The organism is Tatumella sp. JGM91 (assembly GCF_018257575.1).
GTDB lineage: Bacteria > Pseudomonadota > Gammaproteobacteria > Enterobacterales > Enterobacteriaceae > Tatumella > Tatumella punctata.
Window position 1 is genome coordinate 76,309 of the sequence record NZ_JAERJP010000011.1, and the last position, 15,783, is coordinate 92,091.

Annotated in this window: 25 protein-coding genes; 9 read left to right on the forward strand and 16 right to left on the reverse strand. The window is 48.3% G+C overall.

Annotation, left to right across the window (positions count from 1 at the left end):
• Positions 1 to 4: 4 nt before the first annotated feature.
• The 15 genes from xisR to JK198_RS09180 all read right to left on the reverse strand — a co-directional run bounded on the left by xisR (position 5) and on the right by JK198_RS09180 (position 9,932).
• A complete protein-coding gene (xisR, locus tag JK198_RS09110) occupies positions 5 to 277 on the reverse strand; it encodes an excisionase family protein (RefSeq protein WP_212710652.1) in 273 nt (90 codons plus the stop codon).
• A gap of 86 nt (positions 278 to 363) precedes the next feature.
• On the reverse strand, positions 364 to 579 hold the full coding sequence (locus tag JK198_RS09115) for a hypothetical protein (protein WP_212710653.1): 216 nt from the start codon (positions 577 to 579) through the stop codon (positions 364 to 366).
• Positions 580 to 589: 10 nt separating this feature from the next.
• Positions 590 to 913, reverse strand: a complete 324-nt coding sequence (locus JK198_RS09120; RefSeq protein ID WP_212710654.1) for a hypothetical protein — start codon at positions 911 to 913, stop codon at positions 590 to 592.
• A 64-nt stretch (positions 914 to 977) separates the two neighbouring features.
• Entirely contained in the window at positions 978 to 1,250 is a 273-nt protein-coding gene (locus JK198_RS09125) for a hypothetical protein (RefSeq protein ID WP_212710655.1), read from the reverse strand.
• A 302-nt stretch (positions 1,251 to 1,552) separates the two neighbouring features.
• Positions 1,553 to 1,885, reverse strand: coding sequence for a hypothetical protein (locus tag JK198_RS09130; protein WP_212710656.1), 333 nt, complete (start codon positions 1,883 to 1,885; stop codon positions 1,553 to 1,555).
• Positions 1,886 to 1,940: 55 nt separating this feature from the next.
• On the reverse strand, positions 1,941 to 2,408 hold the full coding sequence (locus JK198_RS09135) for a single-stranded DNA-binding protein (RefSeq protein WP_212710657.1): 468 nt from the start codon (positions 2,406 to 2,408) through the stop codon (positions 1,941 to 1,943).
• 13 nt (positions 2,409 to 2,421) lie between these two features.
• On the reverse strand, positions 2,422 to 3,303 hold the full coding sequence (locus tag JK198_RS09140; protein ID WP_212715361.1) for a RecT family recombinase: 882 nt from the start codon (positions 3,301 to 3,303) through the stop codon (positions 2,422 to 2,424).
• On the reverse strand, positions 3,300 to 4,118 hold the full coding sequence (locus JK198_RS09145) for a PD-(D/E)XK nuclease-like domain-containing protein (protein ID WP_212710411.1): 819 nt from the start codon (positions 4,116 to 4,118) through the stop codon (positions 3,300 to 3,302). Before JK198_RS09145 ends, JK198_RS09140 begins: the two co-directional genes overlap by 4 nt.
• 2 nt (positions 4,119 to 4,120) lie before the next feature.
• Positions 4,121 to 4,381, reverse strand: a complete 261-nt coding sequence (locus JK198_RS09150) for a hypothetical protein (RefSeq protein ID WP_212710412.1) — start codon at positions 4,379 to 4,381, stop codon at positions 4,121 to 4,123.
• A complete protein-coding gene (locus tag JK198_RS09155) occupies positions 4,371 to 4,571 on the reverse strand; it encodes a hypothetical protein (RefSeq protein WP_212710413.1) in 201 nt (66 codons plus the stop codon). The genes JK198_RS09150 and JK198_RS09155 overlap by 11 nt, the downstream gene beginning before the upstream one ends.
• A gap of 112 nt (positions 4,572 to 4,683) precedes the next feature.
• Entirely contained in the window at positions 4,684 to 4,824 is a 141-nt protein-coding gene (locus JK198_RS09160) for a hypothetical protein (RefSeq protein ID WP_212710414.1), read from the reverse strand.
• A gap of 17 nt (positions 4,825 to 4,841) precedes the next feature.
• Entirely contained in the window at positions 4,842 to 5,876 is a 1,035-nt protein-coding gene (locus JK198_RS09165) for a hypothetical protein (RefSeq protein ID WP_212710415.1), read from the reverse strand.
• A 1,031-nt stretch (positions 5,877 to 6,907) separates the two neighbouring features.
• On the reverse strand, positions 6,908 to 7,153 hold the full coding sequence (locus JK198_RS09170) for a hypothetical protein (RefSeq protein ID WP_212710416.1): 246 nt from the start codon (positions 7,151 to 7,153) through the stop codon (positions 6,908 to 6,910).
• A 669-nt stretch (positions 7,154 to 7,822) separates the two neighbouring features.
• Entirely contained in the window at positions 7,823 to 9,121 is a 1,299-nt protein-coding gene (locus JK198_RS09175; RefSeq protein WP_212710417.1) for a hypothetical protein, read from the reverse strand.
• Between the two features lie 100 nt (positions 9,122 to 9,221).
• On the reverse strand, positions 9,222 to 9,932 hold the full coding sequence (locus JK198_RS09180) for a S24 family peptidase (protein ID WP_212710418.1): 711 nt from the start codon (positions 9,930 to 9,932) through the stop codon (positions 9,222 to 9,224).
• A 101-nt stretch (positions 9,933 to 10,033) separates the two neighbouring features.
• Here JK198_RS09180 and JK198_RS09185 point away from each other — a divergent pair, with 101 nt between their 5' ends.
• The 5 genes from JK198_RS09185 (at position 10,034) to JK198_RS09205 (ending at position 12,979) form a co-directional block, all read left to right on the forward strand.
• Positions 10,034 to 10,222 (forward strand): Cro/CI family transcriptional regulator, encoded by a 189-nt coding sequence (locus JK198_RS09185; protein ID WP_212710419.1) that lies wholly within the window; start codon positions 10,034 to 10,036, stop codon positions 10,220 to 10,222.
• A gap of 104 nt (positions 10,223 to 10,326) precedes the next feature.
• Entirely contained in the window at positions 10,327 to 10,623 is a 297-nt protein-coding gene (locus tag JK198_RS09190) for a CII family transcriptional regulator (protein WP_212710420.1), read from the forward strand.
• Between the two features lie 24 nt (positions 10,624 to 10,647).
• Positions 10,648 to 11,466, forward strand: a complete 819-nt coding sequence (locus tag JK198_RS09195; protein WP_212709635.1) for a DNA-binding protein — start codon at positions 10,648 to 10,650, stop codon at positions 11,464 to 11,466.
• Positions 11,466 to 12,281 (forward strand): replication protein, encoded by an 816-nt coding sequence (locus tag JK198_RS09200; protein WP_212710421.1) that lies wholly within the window; start codon positions 11,466 to 11,468, stop codon positions 12,279 to 12,281. Before JK198_RS09195 ends, JK198_RS09200 begins: the two co-directional genes overlap by 1 nt.
• Complete coding sequence (locus tag JK198_RS09205; protein ID WP_212710422.1) at positions 12,278 to 12,979, forward strand: replication protein P; 702 nt, start codon at positions 12,278 to 12,280, stop codon at positions 12,977 to 12,979. The genes JK198_RS09200 and JK198_RS09205 overlap by 4 nt, the downstream gene beginning before the upstream one ends.
• Positions 12,980 to 13,032: 53 nt before the next feature.
• Here the strand turns inward: JK198_RS09205 and JK198_RS09210 are convergent, their stop codons facing one another.
• Positions 13,033 to 13,623, reverse strand: a complete 591-nt coding sequence (locus tag JK198_RS09210) for a sugar O-acetyltransferase (RefSeq protein ID WP_249213191.1) — start codon at positions 13,621 to 13,623, stop codon at positions 13,033 to 13,035.
• Between the two features lie 167 nt (positions 13,624 to 13,790).
• On the opposite strand from JK198_RS09210, the gene rdgC reads away from it, so the two are divergent.
• The 4 genes from rdgC to JK198_RS09230 all read left to right on the forward strand — a co-directional run bounded on the left by rdgC (position 13,791) and on the right by JK198_RS09230 (position 15,760).
• On the forward strand, positions 13,791 to 14,702 hold the full coding sequence (gene rdgC / locus JK198_RS09215) for a recombination-associated protein RdgC (protein ID WP_212710423.1): 912 nt from the start codon (positions 13,791 to 13,793) through the stop codon (positions 14,700 to 14,702).
• 115 nt (positions 14,703 to 14,817) lie between these two features.
• Positions 14,818 to 14,991 carry a hypothetical protein gene (locus JK198_RS09220; protein ID WP_212709631.1) on the forward strand — a complete coding sequence of 58 codons (174 nt, stop codon included), beginning with the start codon at positions 14,818 to 14,820 and terminating at the stop codon, positions 14,989 to 14,991.
• Between the two features lie 97 nt (positions 14,992 to 15,088).
• Positions 15,089 to 15,538 carry a DUF1367 family protein gene (locus tag JK198_RS09225; protein ID WP_212710424.1) on the forward strand — a complete coding sequence of 150 codons (450 nt, stop codon included), beginning with the start codon at positions 15,089 to 15,091 and terminating at the stop codon, positions 15,536 to 15,538.
• Positions 15,539 to 15,550: 12 nt separating this feature from the next.
• Positions 15,551 to 15,760: a hypothetical protein gene (locus JK198_RS09230; RefSeq protein ID WP_212710425.1), complete on the forward strand. Its 210-nt coding sequence runs from the start codon at positions 15,551 to 15,553 to the stop codon at positions 15,758 to 15,760.
• The last annotated feature ends 23 nt before the right edge of the window (positions 15,761 to 15,783 follow it).

The following is a 15,783-nucleotide window of genomic DNA, read 5'->3' on the forward strand; positions in this document are numbered from 1 at the left end:
TCTCTTAAGCCTTAAAGGCTGATTTCACTTTTGTTCCAAATCCGTTTGGTTGCTTCCTTATCTGGGACTCAATCCATTTTTCAATTGCCTCCGTGTTATACATACACTCGCTTGTCTCAAGCGGTTCTCCTTCTGGGGATACGTGCAAGTATTCGCGTCCCAGCAACCAGGATTTCTCCCGGGCCCGCCTGATCGTTCCTGGCTTCAGGCCGGTGGTCAAGGTTAACACTTCTTTGGTTACCCACTTAGCGGGCTTGAGTAAAACAACCTGACTCATAGCATTCTCCTTTACCCAACCCGCAGGCACGATGAAACCGCCGGTAACCGGTGCGGGAATAGGGTGGTGTGGTTTAGTTGGTGGGGTTAGTGGCGTTTAAATCTGGCGGCGCGTTCGTGCTTTTCTGCATCTTCGCGACATTCAGGGCAGCAGTAATTAGATTTCGGTAACGATGCTGTTCCGCAATCACCATTCAGACAAATTGCTGAGAATGGTTTCGGTAGTGGGCGATTAGCCATGGCTACCTGTAATTGTTGAAGCTCCAGTTCTGATGCCTGGTCGAGCGGGTCGGCGTGGGTCATGGTGGTTTCCTCAAAAATGAAATTTAAGGCTTGGGATTTTCCCGGCGCGGATGTTTTCGACGATCGCAGATACGAACTCGTAAGGCGAATAGGTATCTGGCATTTTTCCTTCAATCCCAAGCAGTTCTGAAATCGCCATCTGATTGCGCTTAGATATTCTGTCCACTTTTATAGCTGAGAGAACATCAATACAGTCCTCGCATATCAGAAGATTATTCCTCGCAGTAACCAGCCGGTCTCGGCCAGCATTAGCACCACATAAGGTACAGATATCCTCCGGGTCTGGCTGGTATTCAGAAAAAACAAAACACGACGAATTTTCGGTTGTCGGCATAGTGGTTTCCTTTAGGCAATAAAAAAACCGCCTCAGTGGGCGGCTTGGTACTGGTTGAAATTTATCATTTTGGTGTAACTGAAATTGTGAAATGTCTACCAATATGCCCCCCAATAGGGCTCACAGTCGTATTGATATTTTTATCACTGAGTAATTCCGAATCATTCAATATACTCATTATGTGATCACTGGCACTTTTCACCGAAATGGTAGGCTCGGCATAAATATCTATGCTTAGAATTTTTGAGTCCTTATAATTATCGCAAGTAGCAAGGAGTATAAACTGACTGGCGACTGTCTCAGTGTCTTCTAAATTTCCTACAGGAGTCGGCTCCATAATCCACCCTCAATCTTATCTAAAAGATTACTTATATATCACTCCTGTAAATCATTCCACACAATAACTCTGCAGCCGGCCGCCGCGTATGAAGTCTGTCAATGATAGTCTGGCATTGTGTTTCGGTGGGGTAGACTGTTTCAGTGAGGGGAGTTGCCTGGTTACCGGAGATAATGAGGATGACGTATCCGGCGAGTATCATCATTTCCTCCTGTACGCATCCCACAGAGCAATGCGGAACGCTATTCGCTTAATGTAAGCAGGGTACCAGCCCCTGATTATCAGCATGCTTGTTCTCTGGATCATCGCACCACCAAAAGGGCGCTTTGCTTCAGGTTTTCGAGCCATGTTTTATCCATTGCAGCGAGTCTCATGCTGATATTAAAACGGCCCTGACGATAAAGCCATGCCATTGAACCCATGCAGTGCGATTCTTTGCCACTATGCTGATACTGGCCATTATCATCTTCATGGCCTGAGAGTGTTTTGTGGCACAGAAACGGCGCCATATCATCAGCAAGAAGGCCTGATTTAATGTCCGCCAGCCTCCCGGGCCTTAGTGTGTGAGATATCGACTGCGGAGAGTCCAAAAATGGACAGTTACTGCATGGTCTGGTTAATGCGATTGCTTTCATCTTCTTCACGTTCCCCTCCAATAAGTAACCCTCCGGATAGGGAGGGTTATTTTATTCAGAATGGTGGCTCATCGTCCCTTTGGTGGCCTGATTGTGGCTGGCCCCATCCTTGCTGCGGGATACCGGACTGCTGGCCGCTGTTCTGGCTACCCTGATTCCCCCCCGATCCACCTTGTCGGCCACCAAGCATCTGCATTGTGCCGCCGACATTCACGACCACTTCCGTTGTGTACCGGTCCTGTCCACCCTGGTCTTGCCATTTGCGGGTTTTAAGCTGGCCCTCGATATAGACCTGCGATCCCTTACGCAGGTATTCCCCGGCGACCTCTGCCAATTTTCCGAACAGCACCACACGATGCCATTCCGTAACTTCCTTGTTCTCGCCTGTCTGCTTATCCCGCCAGCTCTCCGATGTTGCCAGCGTGATGTTGGTTACCGCCCCTCCATTGGGCAAATACCGCACTTCAGGGTCCTGTCCCAAATTCCCGACGAGTATCACTCGGTTTACGCCTTTGCTTGCCATTTAACTCTCCCTGTTATGCCGCGTTCTGGCTGAGTTCATCGGTACGCAGGCCATAAATGTCGGTGGCCACATCCAGTAATTCCTGTGTGCCGGCCAGTGCCCGGGCTGCATAGCGGTAGGCTTTATCCAGATCGGCAGGCGATGCGGCCTTGGTGGCTGCTTCTTTAAACGCTTCGAGGATTTCATCAGGACTTCGCTCATCAGTATGATGTTGGACAGTATTAGCCTGCTGTTCCGGTTTCTGGTTGATCAGGTTGTTCAGGTCACCCGAAGTACGCACCGGCGTGATATCCCGCTCAGCCCGCTTAGTCGGTTCAAATTCATCAGGCGTGTAAACACCAAGGATCACGTCCGGACAGTACAGCCGGGCCCAATATTTAACAGCGAGATAAGCAAGCTGCTGCTTGGGTGCTGTTTTCCATAACGGTGAGTTGCGGGTGGTGACGAACTCAAAATTCAGCCATTCCCCCCAGGTGACCTCCGTTTCGCCGCGAAGCACCGCACCCACGCGAACACATAATCCTTTCTCTGTATTCGGGTTTTTGTCGCCGGGTCGGAAGTTATCCCAGTTTCCGGCATACTCGTATTTGAAACGACCCTGAACAGCGGTAGAGCTGGTGATCACCGCATTGACCAGTTGCGCCTCATAACCCAAAGTACCGTTTACAAGGTGCGTCTTCTGTGCAACCGCATAGGGATTCATTCCCCACTGAGCTGCCTGTAACGCGATTGCCAGACAGTCTGCGGTGTTACCGGATAAATATTTTGGCACAGTAGCTTTTCCATCTGCCATGACCGCGGCAAAGGCCTGTAACTTTTGCAATCCGCTCGGGCTGAAAATGGCTGCTTTGGTATCGGCTTCATTAGCTGGTGTTTGTGCGATTTCGTGACTCATAGGGAATCTCTCCTTCTGGCCCATTCGGGCCGTGCAAGACGTTCAACACCGCCCCAATTACCGGTAGCGATGCATTCGTGATAGGTGGTCAGGTTTTTCCGGAACTCGTTATATCCGGCCTCGACATCCTGTGATTCGAGTTCAAACACCCTGACCGGGTATCGGCCGCAATTGATGGTTTCACTGACGGCGATGAAGACGAACAGGGGATATTCGCCAAATTCTTTCAGGTAACCCTCCCGATACATGGCATCCTGTACGTGGTACCGGAATTCTTCGACGTGACGGCTGAATCGGTCCATGTCAGCGACCTTTTTTACGTCAGCGATTACCGGCTGCGCTTTGAGAAACTTGTCCGGCCTGATCCGGCACAGTTCTTCGGTTTCATCATCCCGCCAGTAAATTGAGCTTTCGCAGAATCCGTCTGCCTCCAGCAACCAACGGGCACCGGTGTGGGCCATGGCACTGTCTCGCATGAGTTTCAGCTTCCTGTCATCGTCATGAGTGATTGGTGTGATACCCGTCCGCTTGCATCGATCCAGAAATTGTTGCTCTTCTTCGCGCCCTGCGACAGTCCGACGATTGACCTCCGGACCTATCTCAAAACGTTTGCTAAACTCTTCTGGTTCCAATAGCAGGCAGTGCAGAGCAGTACCCATATCGAGTGCCGCTGTCTTTTCTTCATCAACCGGTGCGAGCTTGCGCCACTGGTAAATTGCCGGACTGATAGCAATATCATCCAGCTGTGACTTACTGACACCCGCGCCGGCGTGGTAGTCATGGTTGGAAATGGCGTGATAGATACCTGGTTCCATGATTAGCTCCATTCGGCTTTTGCTTTATCCAGGCAGATGCGATCAATGAACTCGGCGTAAGCGTCCTGTGCGTCATCGCTGGCCAGCAGGAATGCATAGGCCGGATTAGCCGCGGCGAACAGTTCGATGTCGTCAGGGAATAGGGCGGACAACTCTTCAGCCCGTTCCCGCACCGCTTCGTCATAATTCAATTCGGCGTAGTGCCGATCCCATCGTTGGGCTTCGATACTTTCGGCAACTGCAAATGTCGGCTCACGCAGCATGGTTCACCTCCAGAAGCGAATTCACATACTCAACCAGTACGTTAAAATCCATCTGGCCACAGAGTTCCGTTTGCTGCTCCGAGGTCAGGCCATCGAACGCGCAATCCTCAAGAGATACGCTGACCTTCCCAGGCCTCATTGCTCCGCGCATCTGTACGTCTGAGCATTCGATTTTCAGGTTCAGACTCATTTCGACCTCCGGAAATCTCTGACCATGTCTAAATAACCAGCCGGTGTATTCGGATAGAAGTGAACCGACCCGCTGAATGCGATTACCAGCTCTGGGCCCTGAATGATGTACCTCATGCGAAAGCCTCCGGCCCCGGACGGGCAGCATCATTGACGAATTTCTGAATGCGATCCAGCTGGGTAGTGGTGAATGATTTAACGTGGTTTAACAGGTTGGTAGCAGCGCCAATGACGCCGCCGATGGTGGTAGCCATTAGCGATACTCCGTTGGTTAGTAGTTGATGGTTACTGCTGGTACCTGACCTTTAGCGATTGCTTTGATGCAGGCTTTTGCACAGTCCTCGGTCAGGCCGGATTCGACCAGTGCAGATACTGCTGCGAGATTGATATTGCGACGATGCTCGGTATCTCTGGCCCGGCGGTCGGCTTCATCTTTGATGCGTTTTTCTTCAGCCAGTCGAGCTAGCTCGACCTGAGCGGCTTTGCGGCGTTCGGCCTCGATAGCTTCCCGCTTATCACGCTCAGCCTTTTCACGGGCTTCCCGCTTATCACGCTCAGCCTTTTCACGGGCTTCACGCGCCTGACGCTCAGCCAGTTGCTGGGCTTCGATACGCTGCTGCTCGGCACGTTGCTCTGCGGCGATACGCTCCTGTTTTTCCTTTTCGGCTGCGGCTTGTAGCTCACGTTCCCGGCGCTCGGCTTCTTCGCGGTCACGCTTGGCTTTTTCCTCAGCCTCACGCTTCACACGCTCTTCAGTTTCACGGGCGATGCGCTGCTCATGCTCAATGCGTTGCTGCTCTGCCAACCGTGCGGCTTCGGCGCGGTCACGGTCATGCTTGTCATTCATCAGCAGGGCGATTTCATGATCGGACTCGAATTTCTCAGCTGCTGCTTTATCGAATGCGTTGTTCATTTCCAGCGCTTCGGCATGGGCGGTGTTCATAGCTTCAATCTCTGCCAGTCGCTGCTGCTCTGCGTCCCACTCCTCACGCACTTTCAGCACTGAATCTCGGATACTGTTGCATTCATCCACAAACCGCTTCAGCTCCTGCTCCGCAGGCTTAACGGCTTCTTTCAGGTGCTTCAGATAGGCACGACCCGGTTTCTCAATGGCAGTTTTGCTCCGGCTGATTGCTTGAGCCAGTGAGCCGATACGGTCACGGCCTTTTTTGGTAGTTACGTCTGGCACTTCCTTTGCCATTTCCCGGATCATCTCCAGATATGGATCGAGTCCACTCTGGACGTACAGGGCAGGGGATTGCTCCGGCTTAATTTCCAGTAAAGCTAAATCGGTTGTTTCCGTCATAATCCTCTCCTGAATGTGGTCATATAACCGCCCACTCAGTGAATGGACGCTTGTATAACAGGCATAAAAAAGCCCTCCACGAATGAAGGGCTGATATCAGAAGGCTTTAAAAATGATGCTTTAGTGCCTTTTTTACGGGCTTAATTACCCCTATCCCTAGTCTTGATATATAAATAAAACTGATTGTTTATATATTGACCTAATAATATGAGGGTGTAGCTATGGCGTGTGATATATATCTGCATTGCCCGCAATGTGGTAGTCAAAGCCTTGTATTTCCAGCCGATTTTGACTCCAGTAATGGGTATGATGGCGTCACCTGCGGCGGTTGCGGCAGGACTCTCACTGATGAAGATGTTACAGTTCAGGGCGAACAGACAATAAACAATGTTGTTGACGACATGCTGAACTATGGTTGGATGCGAGAATAGCATTCAGAATTTCTTAATTCATCAACCTATCTAAATATATCAGGACATAAAAATAGCGCCTGTTTTTACCGGGATAGGCTCCCGTTTTCCCTGCTTTCCACAGACAAAGGAAACTGCTACGTTGGCTATTCCACAGGCAGGTAAGGGAAGCTAATTAATGGCAAGATTTATTGTTCGAGTTGAGCTGCACGGTGCGGATTCAAACGACTACACTAAACTACATGAATCAATGAGAATTAGAGGCTATAACCAATCTATTCAAGATACAGATTTATCATGGTTTACCTTCCAACCGCTGAATACGTAATAAATGTTGATTCCAGCGCAGCTAACGTCAGAAATGACGTCATGGGTATTGTTCGGTCAGTTAATCAAAACTTTAGCTTACTGGTTATTGAGGTCGCTGATATAGCCTGGTATCTCACTAAGCGGTAGATCCACCACATGCAGAAACACCTTTAAATCTTTTCCTGCGCTGGACTTCATATTCCAGCGCGCTAACTGCCACCTTTACTGCCTCCTCGAAGCTAATACCCTCCTCGTCACAGAATGCTTGGACGGCAGCCCTCAGTTCTTCGTCGTGCTTTTCCATACTTCACCTCACATTAAAGGAATCGAACGACCGCGCGACTTCTGCCGGCCGGTGCATGTTACCCGGTCACCTTTGGTTCGGTGGCTGGCTGAGTAAATTGCGACATCCGGCATACACTGCGATACCTGCTCCGGACGGTTACGCCAGTTAGGTGCTTTCAGTGCCCGCTCAATCCGATCTACCGGCTTCAACTGCATAGCCTCTGCTGATTTACGGGCGTTGAACTCTGCCATGCGGCGTCTGTTTCTGTTCATTGGAATGTCCTCTGTAAGTTCTTTGGTGGAGTGGTGGCCGGCACTGATTTTCCGGCATGACTATCAGTAACCTAGTTGACACCGGAGTTTCACCGGGGCGAAGATTTCGGTTACTGTTTATTGGGCTATCACTGGACTTTAGGGCCGCTTACTCAACATTTTTTTCGTCCAGTCAGTCACGATACCCATCAGGTCTTACACTTACGCATCAGCCTGCGCATTCACCACTCCCCGAAGAACTCACTTCGGCCTGTGTATTCACAGGAACCTTGTTTTTAAATAGCAGCCTGACTTCATGTCCGGCGCGGTAGGCAGTCCGTTTACCGCATCGATGTTTCGTTTCGATGGCTTAAGAATACTTGCAGTATTTATTTATGTAAATACCTTTAGTATTCTTTTAGGGTGTGTTTTTATTATGTTATTGAATACTATGAATATTTATTTTTTACTCGACCGGATCGGCCATCAGGTGGGGAGGGTGCTGAGGATTTTGGGCACAAAAAACCCGGCGCGGTGGCCGGGTGGTGTAAGCGCTGGGTGTTATCAATTTTTTCGACTGACCAAGGCTTGTGAAGAAGTTCCGTTATTAGTACCAAATTTTTCTGACACTATAGCTTTATAAGCATTATCAAACATTTGCTGAACTGTCATAAATTCTCCTACGCTTAATTACGGGCGATTAAAAAAGCTTGTGTTCAATTCTTTAGGGAAGTAATGTTTTCTCTTTATCCATACAAACCCATCTCCCTTAGATATTACCGCAACATCAACTGGACCGCCAACAGTTTCATGATCATTAGTGATTCTTCGCTTGAAAGCTGTGATATCGATCAAAGATTCTGCCATGTAAGCTAGATCAACTTTCCCTAGTGAGTCAAGCATAGAGAGCATCTTTGTAACATGATTGGCGCTTATAAACGCATCTTTATTATTCCTAAAATCAACAAGCAAGTGATTTCTGAATAACTCAAATTGATCCGAGTAATCTTGCAATTGTTGATTAGTAAGCTTACCTGCTAAAAAGATCTCTGAAGATTTTTTGAATTCTAATAATACATTACTAACTAACTTATCTACTTCAACGCTGACATTTTCACTACACCCTTTTATAAAGGTGATTACCTCATCTTCTTGAGCGAAAGGAATAATTCCAGACTGGTAGGGATCATTACTTTTAGATTTATCATCATTGACAGTATAGAGAAGCTTATTTTTATAAACACCATGTACGTGTATTGATTTAACCGCTGGATAGTATTCTTTATCTCCATAACCAGCTATCACAACACCCGTAAAAAAAATATTTTTCCCACTGACTCTACTAATAATTAATTTCGCGAATTCTGTCAGCTTATTATGAAGAGAAACTGGGATAGATACTGCTGGATCTATGGGTATTATTCTTACATACACCTCTTGCACATACCCTGATACAAATGAATCTAGTTCAGCATCACTAACTGTATCCATTGACGGATAGAAAGGATTTCCTATCAAATACTGGATTTCTGTATCTAGTTTGACTTCCAAGCAATTGTAATAATCACTTACCGTCAAAGGTATCGGTGAAGCTTTCATTTCATTAACAAAATCAATAGTGTTAACGACCTCATTTATTTTGGATAAATTTATTCTAAACAGCTCCTGTGCATTTTGTAGTCGCATCTGACCGTTAATGATTGAATGATTAGATTGCAGAAAGTCAATTAACGAATCAGTATATTCGTTTATTGTATCCTTAGATGAGGTTATACTTTTTCTGAACTCTTTTATTAAAAGTTCCCATGGTGAACCTGCAAGAGAGGCATTGTTATAAATCATTATGCCTACAGGATGGCCTTTATAAAGCTCAAACAATTTGTTTGCAGAATTATTAATTTTCACCATGTTGTTTTGAGTGGTTGTTACGGCTGAATCGGCGGCAAGTGCTATTGCACTACTATTAAAAACTGCAATTTCTGCTGTCATTAAAAAACCTTATTATAAAATCTGGTGCTCAAAGTTTTATTGCTATCCAATCTTTGCTGGATTAGCACTGTGTGTGTCTTGGCAAATGCCGAAATTAGTACTACTTAAACCGCATCTTAGCTTCTACTGCCACGCCGATTATCTTGCAGTTCCCATTGATAGGGATCATCGGCCAAGCAGGGTTAAGGCCTTTCAGGTACTTCTGACCACCGTCGATAATCAGCTTCTTAAACGTGGCCTCATTGGAGTCGACCAGTTTTGCGATCACCAGGCTACCGTTGATGGCATCTTTGCCAGTATCAAACAGCACATACATACCCTCAGGCACGCTCATTCCGGTTGGTGCAGTCATCGAGTCACCTTCGACCTGTAACCAGAACGCCTCGCCCTGAATATGCGCATCAGACTCTAGCCATTCGCTCACATCGTTGATGGTATAGGCTTCGATAGCCTCGGCCCAGCAACCGGCTTGTACAGAGCTGAGGACGGGGTAGCGTTTGCCAGGAGCATAGGTGGTCAGGTTACTGACGTTACTTTCAAAAGCAGCGGCGTAGCGTCCAACCTCTTTGGCAAGCTTGGGGCTTATCTCTGAAACTTGAACCTGTAAAATTCTGGCGAATTCAGTGACTACGGGGACGTTTAATGCAATTCGACCGTTAATATAATGGCCAACAGCACCCTGAGAAATGCCCATCTCATCAGCAATAGTGTATTGAGTAACTTTTAATTGTTTCTTTTTTGACTCATACAAGGCCTTCAGACGCATCGCATCTTCAAGCTGTTCTGTCGTCAGGGTCTTTTTAGATTCCATGATCGCATTGTAATACTAGTAGTAATCAATAATGAAATACCTGGGATATTTACTTAGATAAATACTTGTAGTATTCTTGATGGATATCCAAGGAGGTATATATGAACAAAATGACGTTAGAGGATTACGCCAAGATCCATGGTCAGGCTAAGACTGCAAAAGATTTCGGCGTTATCCAATGCGCTATCAGCAAAGCGATTCGGACAGGGCGAAATATTTTCGTGACCGTCTTGAGCGATGGTTCGGTTAAAGCCGAAGAACTGAAGTCTTTCCCAAGCACCAGAAAGTAAGTATCACCCGCTCTTTAACAGTCAGTCACCCTCGGAATACCAGGGACCAACTCAAGTGACAGCCTTTGCTGATCACTCAACTAAACACACAAGGATATTAAGCAATGGATAACGCAAGTAACAGCAAGCTCTCTCAGAGAGCCATAGACCGAGCAGAGACTGACTTGCTCATCAACCTTGCCACATTAACGCAGCGCAAGCTGGCGACTCTCGTAGGGTGCCACGAATCGAAGATAAGCAGAACGGACTGGAGATTTATTGCTTCGGTGCTTTGTGCTTTCGGAATGGCATCAGACGTGAGTCCGATCAGCAGGGCGTTTCAGGAAGTATTTAAAGCTCTCACCAATAAAAAATCCCCGGCGGCAACCGAGGATTCTTCACAGATAACAATTGATTTTTAACTGGATCAATTTACAGGAGTAATTATGTCTTCACTTTATCAGCTTTACAAGCACAAAGAGAAAAACGGTACCGGCACGTCAGTTAACAAAACTTACGTGGTACCGCTGTCTGAACTGTACGTTGAACCTGGCTTTAACGTCCGCGAAATCGATCAGGAACATGTTGCCGAATTCCGGGATGCGTTCATTGCCGGTGAATACCTGCCTCCGCTGGCCGTTCAGGTCACAGAGAAAGGTATAAAGATTCTGGATGGTCACCATCGCTACTATGGGGCGCTGGCCGCTACGGAAGCAGGGCACCCGATCCTGCGCATTGAGTGTAAGGACTTCGTCGGGTCTGATGCTGATCGTATCGCATTCATGGTCACATCATCCCAGGGTAAGCCGCTGACACCTATTGAGCGTGGCTCTGCGTATCTGCGGATGATTAACCAGGGCTGGGAGCCGGCAGAGATTGCCAGAAAGGTTAAACGGTCAGTATCGGACGTTAACCTGCATCTGGATCTGGTCCGTTGTGGCACTGAGCTGCTCGACATGGTTCGTTCGGGTGAGGTAGCAGCAACAACGGCTGTGGCGTTATCCCGTGAGCACGGTCCGCATGCGATATCTGTTGCAGTCGGGCAACTGGATAAGGCTAAGGCCGCGGGGAAGAAGAAAATAACCCGTGCTGACGCTATGCCGCTGTTCAGTGCATCGAAAGCCAGGCGAGTGCTGGAGCTTCTGGTCGATGCATCAGAGGGAACTGCAGGGCCTGAATTTATTCATGTCCCGCTTGGTGTGAAAGACGAAATCTTTCGCATCCTGGAAGATTACAGAGCCGGTATCCGGCAAGGGGAGGTTTAATGAACCTCGCATATGAAAACGTTTCACCAATCAGGCCCGATCTCCGGGCCGTGGAGCGCCGTGTGGTCGATACCGATAATGGTTATACCAAAATCGCTAACGAGCTACTGGAGGCTATCGCAAGCGCCGATTTAACAGCGCGTCAGTTGAAGGTCATGATGGCTTACATCCGTAAAACGTATGGCTTCAACAAGAAAACAGATCGCATTGCTGACGAGCAGATATCTCAGGTTACCGGGATATCGAGACAGAACGTCAACAAAGCAAAAAAAGAACTGCTTTCAATGAATTGCCTGTTAATGGAAGGGAATCAAATCGGGGTTAACAAGGAGGTTTCGGCGTGGCAATTCAGCAAGTGTCTCCAAGTTAGTAACTTTGTCTCTAAGCCAGAGACAAAAAGTGTCTCTAAGTTGGAGACTTTACCTGTCTCTAATCCAGAGACACACAAAAGACATTATCCAAAAGAAAAGAAAGAAAGTAATAAACCCCCTAAATCCCCCAAGGGGGAATCGTCGAAATTTGACCCCCTGAGTATTCCCGTTCCTGACTTCCTGAACAGCCAGTCCTGGAGCGAATGGGTTGAATACCGTCGTCAGTCTGGTAAGCCAATCAAAACTCAGGTCACTGTGACCAAGGCCTTCAAGTTGCTACGCGAATGCTACGACGAGGGGCACGACCCAGCGGCGGTGATTGATTCCAGTATCGCCAACGGCTACCAAGGCCTGTTCAAGCCCAAGGGCAGACCTACATCGCCAGTCAACCAACAGTCTGAACCACACTGGAACAGCGCTGAATCGTGGGAGGAATTTATATGAGCCGATTACTTCAGGCGGTCGCCAGCCGTGACGCCAGTTCGTTATCTCAGATCGCCGGTAACTACCCTGACAAGCCATCCCAAAACGTGGTTAACAGCGAGGCTGAGAGCCTGGTCGACGCACTGTTCCGCCAGTTCCGGCAAGTATTCCCGGCGGCATCCGCAACAAATTTGCGCACTCCGGCAGACGAATCAGCCGCAAAAAAACAGTGGATTGCTGCTTTCGCTGAAAACGGGATCACTTCCCGGAAACAGCTGACGGCTGGCATGAAATGGGCGAGGGCGAAAGATACTCCGTTTATGCCGTCACCGGGTCAGTTCATCGAGCAGTGTAAGGCCGGAGCCTGCCATGCCGCCGGACTGCCGGATGCTGACGAACTGTACCGGCGGGTGATGAAATACTGTGGAGAACGCGGATTCTACGAGTGTCCTGAGAACTACCCCTGGGAGAACAACGCGGACTACTGGATGATCACCACCCTGTACAGCCAGATGCAGGCCGGCAACCTGACGGAATCAGAACTACGACAGCGGTGCGGTAAGCAGCTCAAATCAATGGCTGACCGGATAACCTCCGGTGAAGAAATTCCCGAGCCGCGCAAGCAGATACCCCAGCTGCACATACCGTCAACTACCCAAACAGCAAAATCACACATAGCCAACATCCGGCAGATGATGAAACAGTCCCGGCACAACTAACCCGAAGGAATACTCAGTGTATTCTGTTCAATTGGGCTGCGGCTCACCAAATGTCAAAAAAACTCACGGTCAGCATCATCCTGGCTGATAGCTCTCAACACTCGACATGGATTCCCGACAGCTAGCATGTTTGGCGGTATATCTTTGGTAACAATGCTCCCGGCTCCAATGACACAGTTGTCTCCGATGGTTACACCCGGAGTGATGGTCACTCCACCTCCGATCCAGACATTGTTACCTATGCTCACAGGCTTACCGTATTCAAGTCCCTGATTGCGACGCTTTGCATCAAGAGGGTGCCCGGCCGTATAAATACTCACGTTTGGTGCGATGAAAACATTGTCTCCGATTGTCACTTCAGAAGTATCAAGGATTATCAGGTTATGGTTTGAGTAAAAGTAATTACCAATTGAGATATTTTTCCCATAATCACAGACAAATGGGGGCTCAATCGTGGGATGGTCGCCACAGCCTTTGAGTAATTGCTGAATCATGGAGGTCCGTAATTTTTGGCTGCCTGGCCTGGTAGCATTGTAGTCGTAACAAATAGATTTCGCTTTTTCTCTTAATTCAAGAATCCGTGGATCATGGTTAGCATCGAACAATGTTCCATCAGGTACCTGCGTTATGTGATTAATTTTCAATTTGCTTACCTCTCCAGTGTTAATTATGAGCATGGTAGACCATGTGGCTAAGCTAAAAAATATCCTTAAATCTCATATGCGTTAGAAGTCAGTGCTCTAAGGCGCCGAAATACCCAAACTAACTACCCCAACATACTTCATCCACAACCAACCCGAAGGACTACCCGATGGAATTTTTTAAGAATGCGGCAATTTACCGTATGACCCGTGACGTCATTAGCCTGAGCGAGGTGGAAGAATTACTGGAACACTGCCGATTCACACCGTGTGGATCGCAGGAAATGGCAAGAACTGGCTGGATACCGCCAATGGGCGAAGCATTCAGCGACCAGCTGGCCCATATCTCCGGTGGCCACGTTCTGCTGACCGTTCAGCGCGAAGAGAAAATCCTCCCGGCACCGGTTATCAAGCAGGCATTGGAAGCCAAAATCGCCAGACTGGAAGCCGAGCAGCAGCGCAAGCTGAAAAAGACCGAGAAAGATACTCTGAAAGACGAGGTGTTTCACTCGCTATTGCCGCGGGCATTCAGCCGCTACACGCAGGAACGCATCTGGATTAACACGCAGGATAAGCTGATTGTGGTCGATGCTTCCAGTGCGAAGCGGGCCGAAGATTGCCTGGCGCTGCTGCGTAAGTCACTCGGCTCACTGCCGGTCGTGCCGCTGACTATGGAAACTCCAGTTGAGCTGACGATGACTGAGTGGGTGCGGGACGGCAATACACCGGCAGGAATGTCGCTACTGGACGAAGCCGAACTGGAAGCGGTGCTGGAAGAAGGCGGAACCGTCCGCTGTAAAAAACAGGCCCTGGTCAGCGATGAGGTATCAACCCATATCGAAGCCGGGAAGCGCGTTACCAGCGTAGGCATTGACTGGCAGGAGCGTATTCAGTTTACGCTCACTGACAGCCTACAACTGAAGCGTATCAAGCCAGCCACTGAACTACTGGAGCAGAACAACGATATCGACCGGGAAGACGTCGCGGCACGGTTTGACGCCGATTTCTGTCTGATGGCCGGTGAAGTATCGGTGCTTATTGATGTATTAGTCATGGCTCTAAGTGATGGAAATGAGCTTTAGAAGCTAAAATATCACTCTGTCGGTATAAAATAAGATATATCTCATGACATATAGCCCAATACAGACTACTTTTATACGGCAGTCGCTATTCTGCGACTCATAACGTGGCGGATACATGCAGATATTTGATACTGAACACGCGATTGGCTTTAAAATTGAGCAAGATGGAGAATTGATATTTTTGATTAATAAAAATGGTCACATCGCAATGGATAAAGAGCAGTTACTGGCTTTACTTGCGATGACAAGATCATGGGCTGAAGAAGGGCAGCCGTTAAGGAAAATATAATTGCATGATGACGCACTATCAGGGCCGCTTATTTGCGGCCCTTTTCATTGTTATAAATTGAACGTACTTGTATTAAATTCATTATCGAGAAGTGAAAATGCAATTCGACCTGGTGAAACACTCAGGCGGCGTATTCTCTCCAGCAAACGACATTGACCTCGAACGACTCCAGCGCTTCAAAACCGGCGAAACCTACACAGCCGAAATCAAACTGACCCGTAACCCAGCTTTTCACCGCAAGGTAATGGCCTTCTTTGGCTTTTGCTTCGATCACTGGTGCGCCAATCGTGCCGGCCTGGAGCATATGGACGAACACAGCCAGTTTGACCGGTTCCGGAAAGACCTGACGATACTGGCCGGCTTCTATGTCCAGACAGTCAGATTAAACGGTGAGATACGGACGGAAGCGGAAAGTCTGGCATTCGCCAGTATGGACCAGGAGAAATTCGAGAGGGTGTACAGCGCACTGATTAACGCCGCCATCAAACACGTATTTTCGGGCACCAGTGACCCGAACATCTTAAACAGGCTGTATGCCTTTTTCTGAGGAGTCAGACAGATGAAAACCGGAAAACATTTTGGGCAGGACGAACTCGACTACATCGTGAGGGTGGCCGGTAAGGTTCCGCTGCCGGTAATCAGCAAATCACTTAAGCGGACAGACAAGTCAATTATCCATAAGGCCTGGCAACTGGGCGTAAAACTCCAGGTTCCGGATGCTGTTTTACGCCGACACTGGCCGGAGTATGTGCGGGGTGATGATGAATAGTCCGACACAAAAAGCTCTCGATA

Bases quoted from the DNA above. Each gene is read 5' to 3' on its own strand.
- xisR (WP_212710652.1), bottom strand. From the start codon at position 277: ATGAGTCAGGTTGTTTTACTCAAGCCCGCTAAGTGGGTAACCAAAGAA.
- JK198_RS09115 (WP_212710653.1), bottom strand. From the start codon at position 579: ATGACCCACGCCGACCCGCTCGACCAGGCATCAGAACTGGAGCTTCAA.
- JK198_RS09120 (WP_212710654.1), bottom strand. From the start codon at position 913: ATGCCGACAACCGAAAATTCGTCGTGTTTTGTTTTTTCTGAATACCAG.
- JK198_RS09125 (WP_212710655.1), bottom strand. From the start codon at position 1,250: ATGGAGCCGACTCCTGTAGGAAATTTAGAAGACACTGAGACAGTCGCC.
- JK198_RS09130 (WP_212710656.1), bottom strand. From the start codon at position 1,885: ATGAAAGCAATCGCATTAACCAGACCATGCAGTAACTGTCCATTTTTG.
- JK198_RS09135 (WP_212710657.1), bottom strand. From the start codon at position 2,408: ATGGCAAGCAAAGGCGTAAACCGAGTGATACTCGTCGGGAATTTGGGA.
- JK198_RS09140 (WP_212715361.1), bottom strand. From the start codon at position 3,303: ATGAGTCACGAAATCGCACAAACACCAGCTAATGAAGCCGATACCAAA.
- JK198_RS09145 (WP_212710411.1), bottom strand. From the start codon at position 4,118: ATGGAACCAGGTATCTATCACGCCATTTCCAACCATGACTACCACGCC.
- JK198_RS09150 (WP_212710412.1), bottom strand. From the start codon at position 4,381: ATGCTGCGTGAGCCGACATTTGCAGTTGCCGAAAGTATCGAAGCCCAA.
- JK198_RS09155 (WP_212710413.1), bottom strand. From the start codon at position 4,571: ATGAGTCTGAACCTGAAAATCGAATGCTCAGACGTACAGATGCGCGGA.
- JK198_RS09160 (WP_212710414.1), bottom strand. From the start codon at position 4,824: ATGGCTACCACCATCGGCGGCGTCATTGGCGCTGCTACCAACCTGTTA.
- JK198_RS09165 (WP_212710415.1), bottom strand. From the start codon at position 5,876: ATGACGGAAACAACCGATTTAGCTTTACTGGAAATTAAGCCGGAGCAA.
- JK198_RS09170 (WP_212710416.1), bottom strand. From the start codon at position 7,153: ATGAACAGAAACAGACGCCGCATGGCAGAGTTCAACGCCCGTAAATCA.
- JK198_RS09175 (WP_212710417.1), bottom strand. From the start codon at position 9,121: ATGACAGCAGAAATTGCAGTTTTTAATAGTAGTGCAATAGCACTTGCC.
- JK198_RS09180 (WP_212710418.1), bottom strand. From the start codon at position 9,932: ATGGAATCTAAAAAGACCCTGACGACAGAACAGCTTGAAGATGCGATG.
- JK198_RS09185 (WP_212710419.1), top strand. From the start codon at position 10,034: ATGAACAAAATGACGTTAGAGGATTACGCCAAGATCCATGGTCAGGCT.
- JK198_RS09190 (WP_212710420.1), top strand. From the start codon at position 10,327: ATGGATAACGCAAGTAACAGCAAGCTCTCTCAGAGAGCCATAGACCGA.
- JK198_RS09195 (WP_212709635.1), top strand. From the start codon at position 10,648: ATGTCTTCACTTTATCAGCTTTACAAGCACAAAGAGAAAAACGGTACC.
- JK198_RS09200 (WP_212710421.1), top strand. From the start codon at position 11,466: ATGAACCTCGCATATGAAAACGTTTCACCAATCAGGCCCGATCTCCGG.
- JK198_RS09205 (WP_212710422.1), top strand. From the start codon at position 12,278: ATGAGCCGATTACTTCAGGCGGTCGCCAGCCGTGACGCCAGTTCGTTA.
- rdgC (WP_212710423.1), top strand. From the start codon at position 13,791: ATGGAATTTTTTAAGAATGCGGCAATTTACCGTATGACCCGTGACGTC.
- JK198_RS09220 (WP_212709631.1), top strand. From the start codon at position 14,818: ATGCAGATATTTGATACTGAACACGCGATTGGCTTTAAAATTGAGCAA.
- JK198_RS09225 (WP_212710424.1), top strand. From the start codon at position 15,089: ATGCAATTCGACCTGGTGAAACACTCAGGCGGCGTATTCTCTCCAGCA.
- JK198_RS09230 (WP_212710425.1), top strand. From the start codon at position 15,551: ATGAAAACCGGAAAACATTTTGGGCAGGACGAACTCGACTACATCGTG.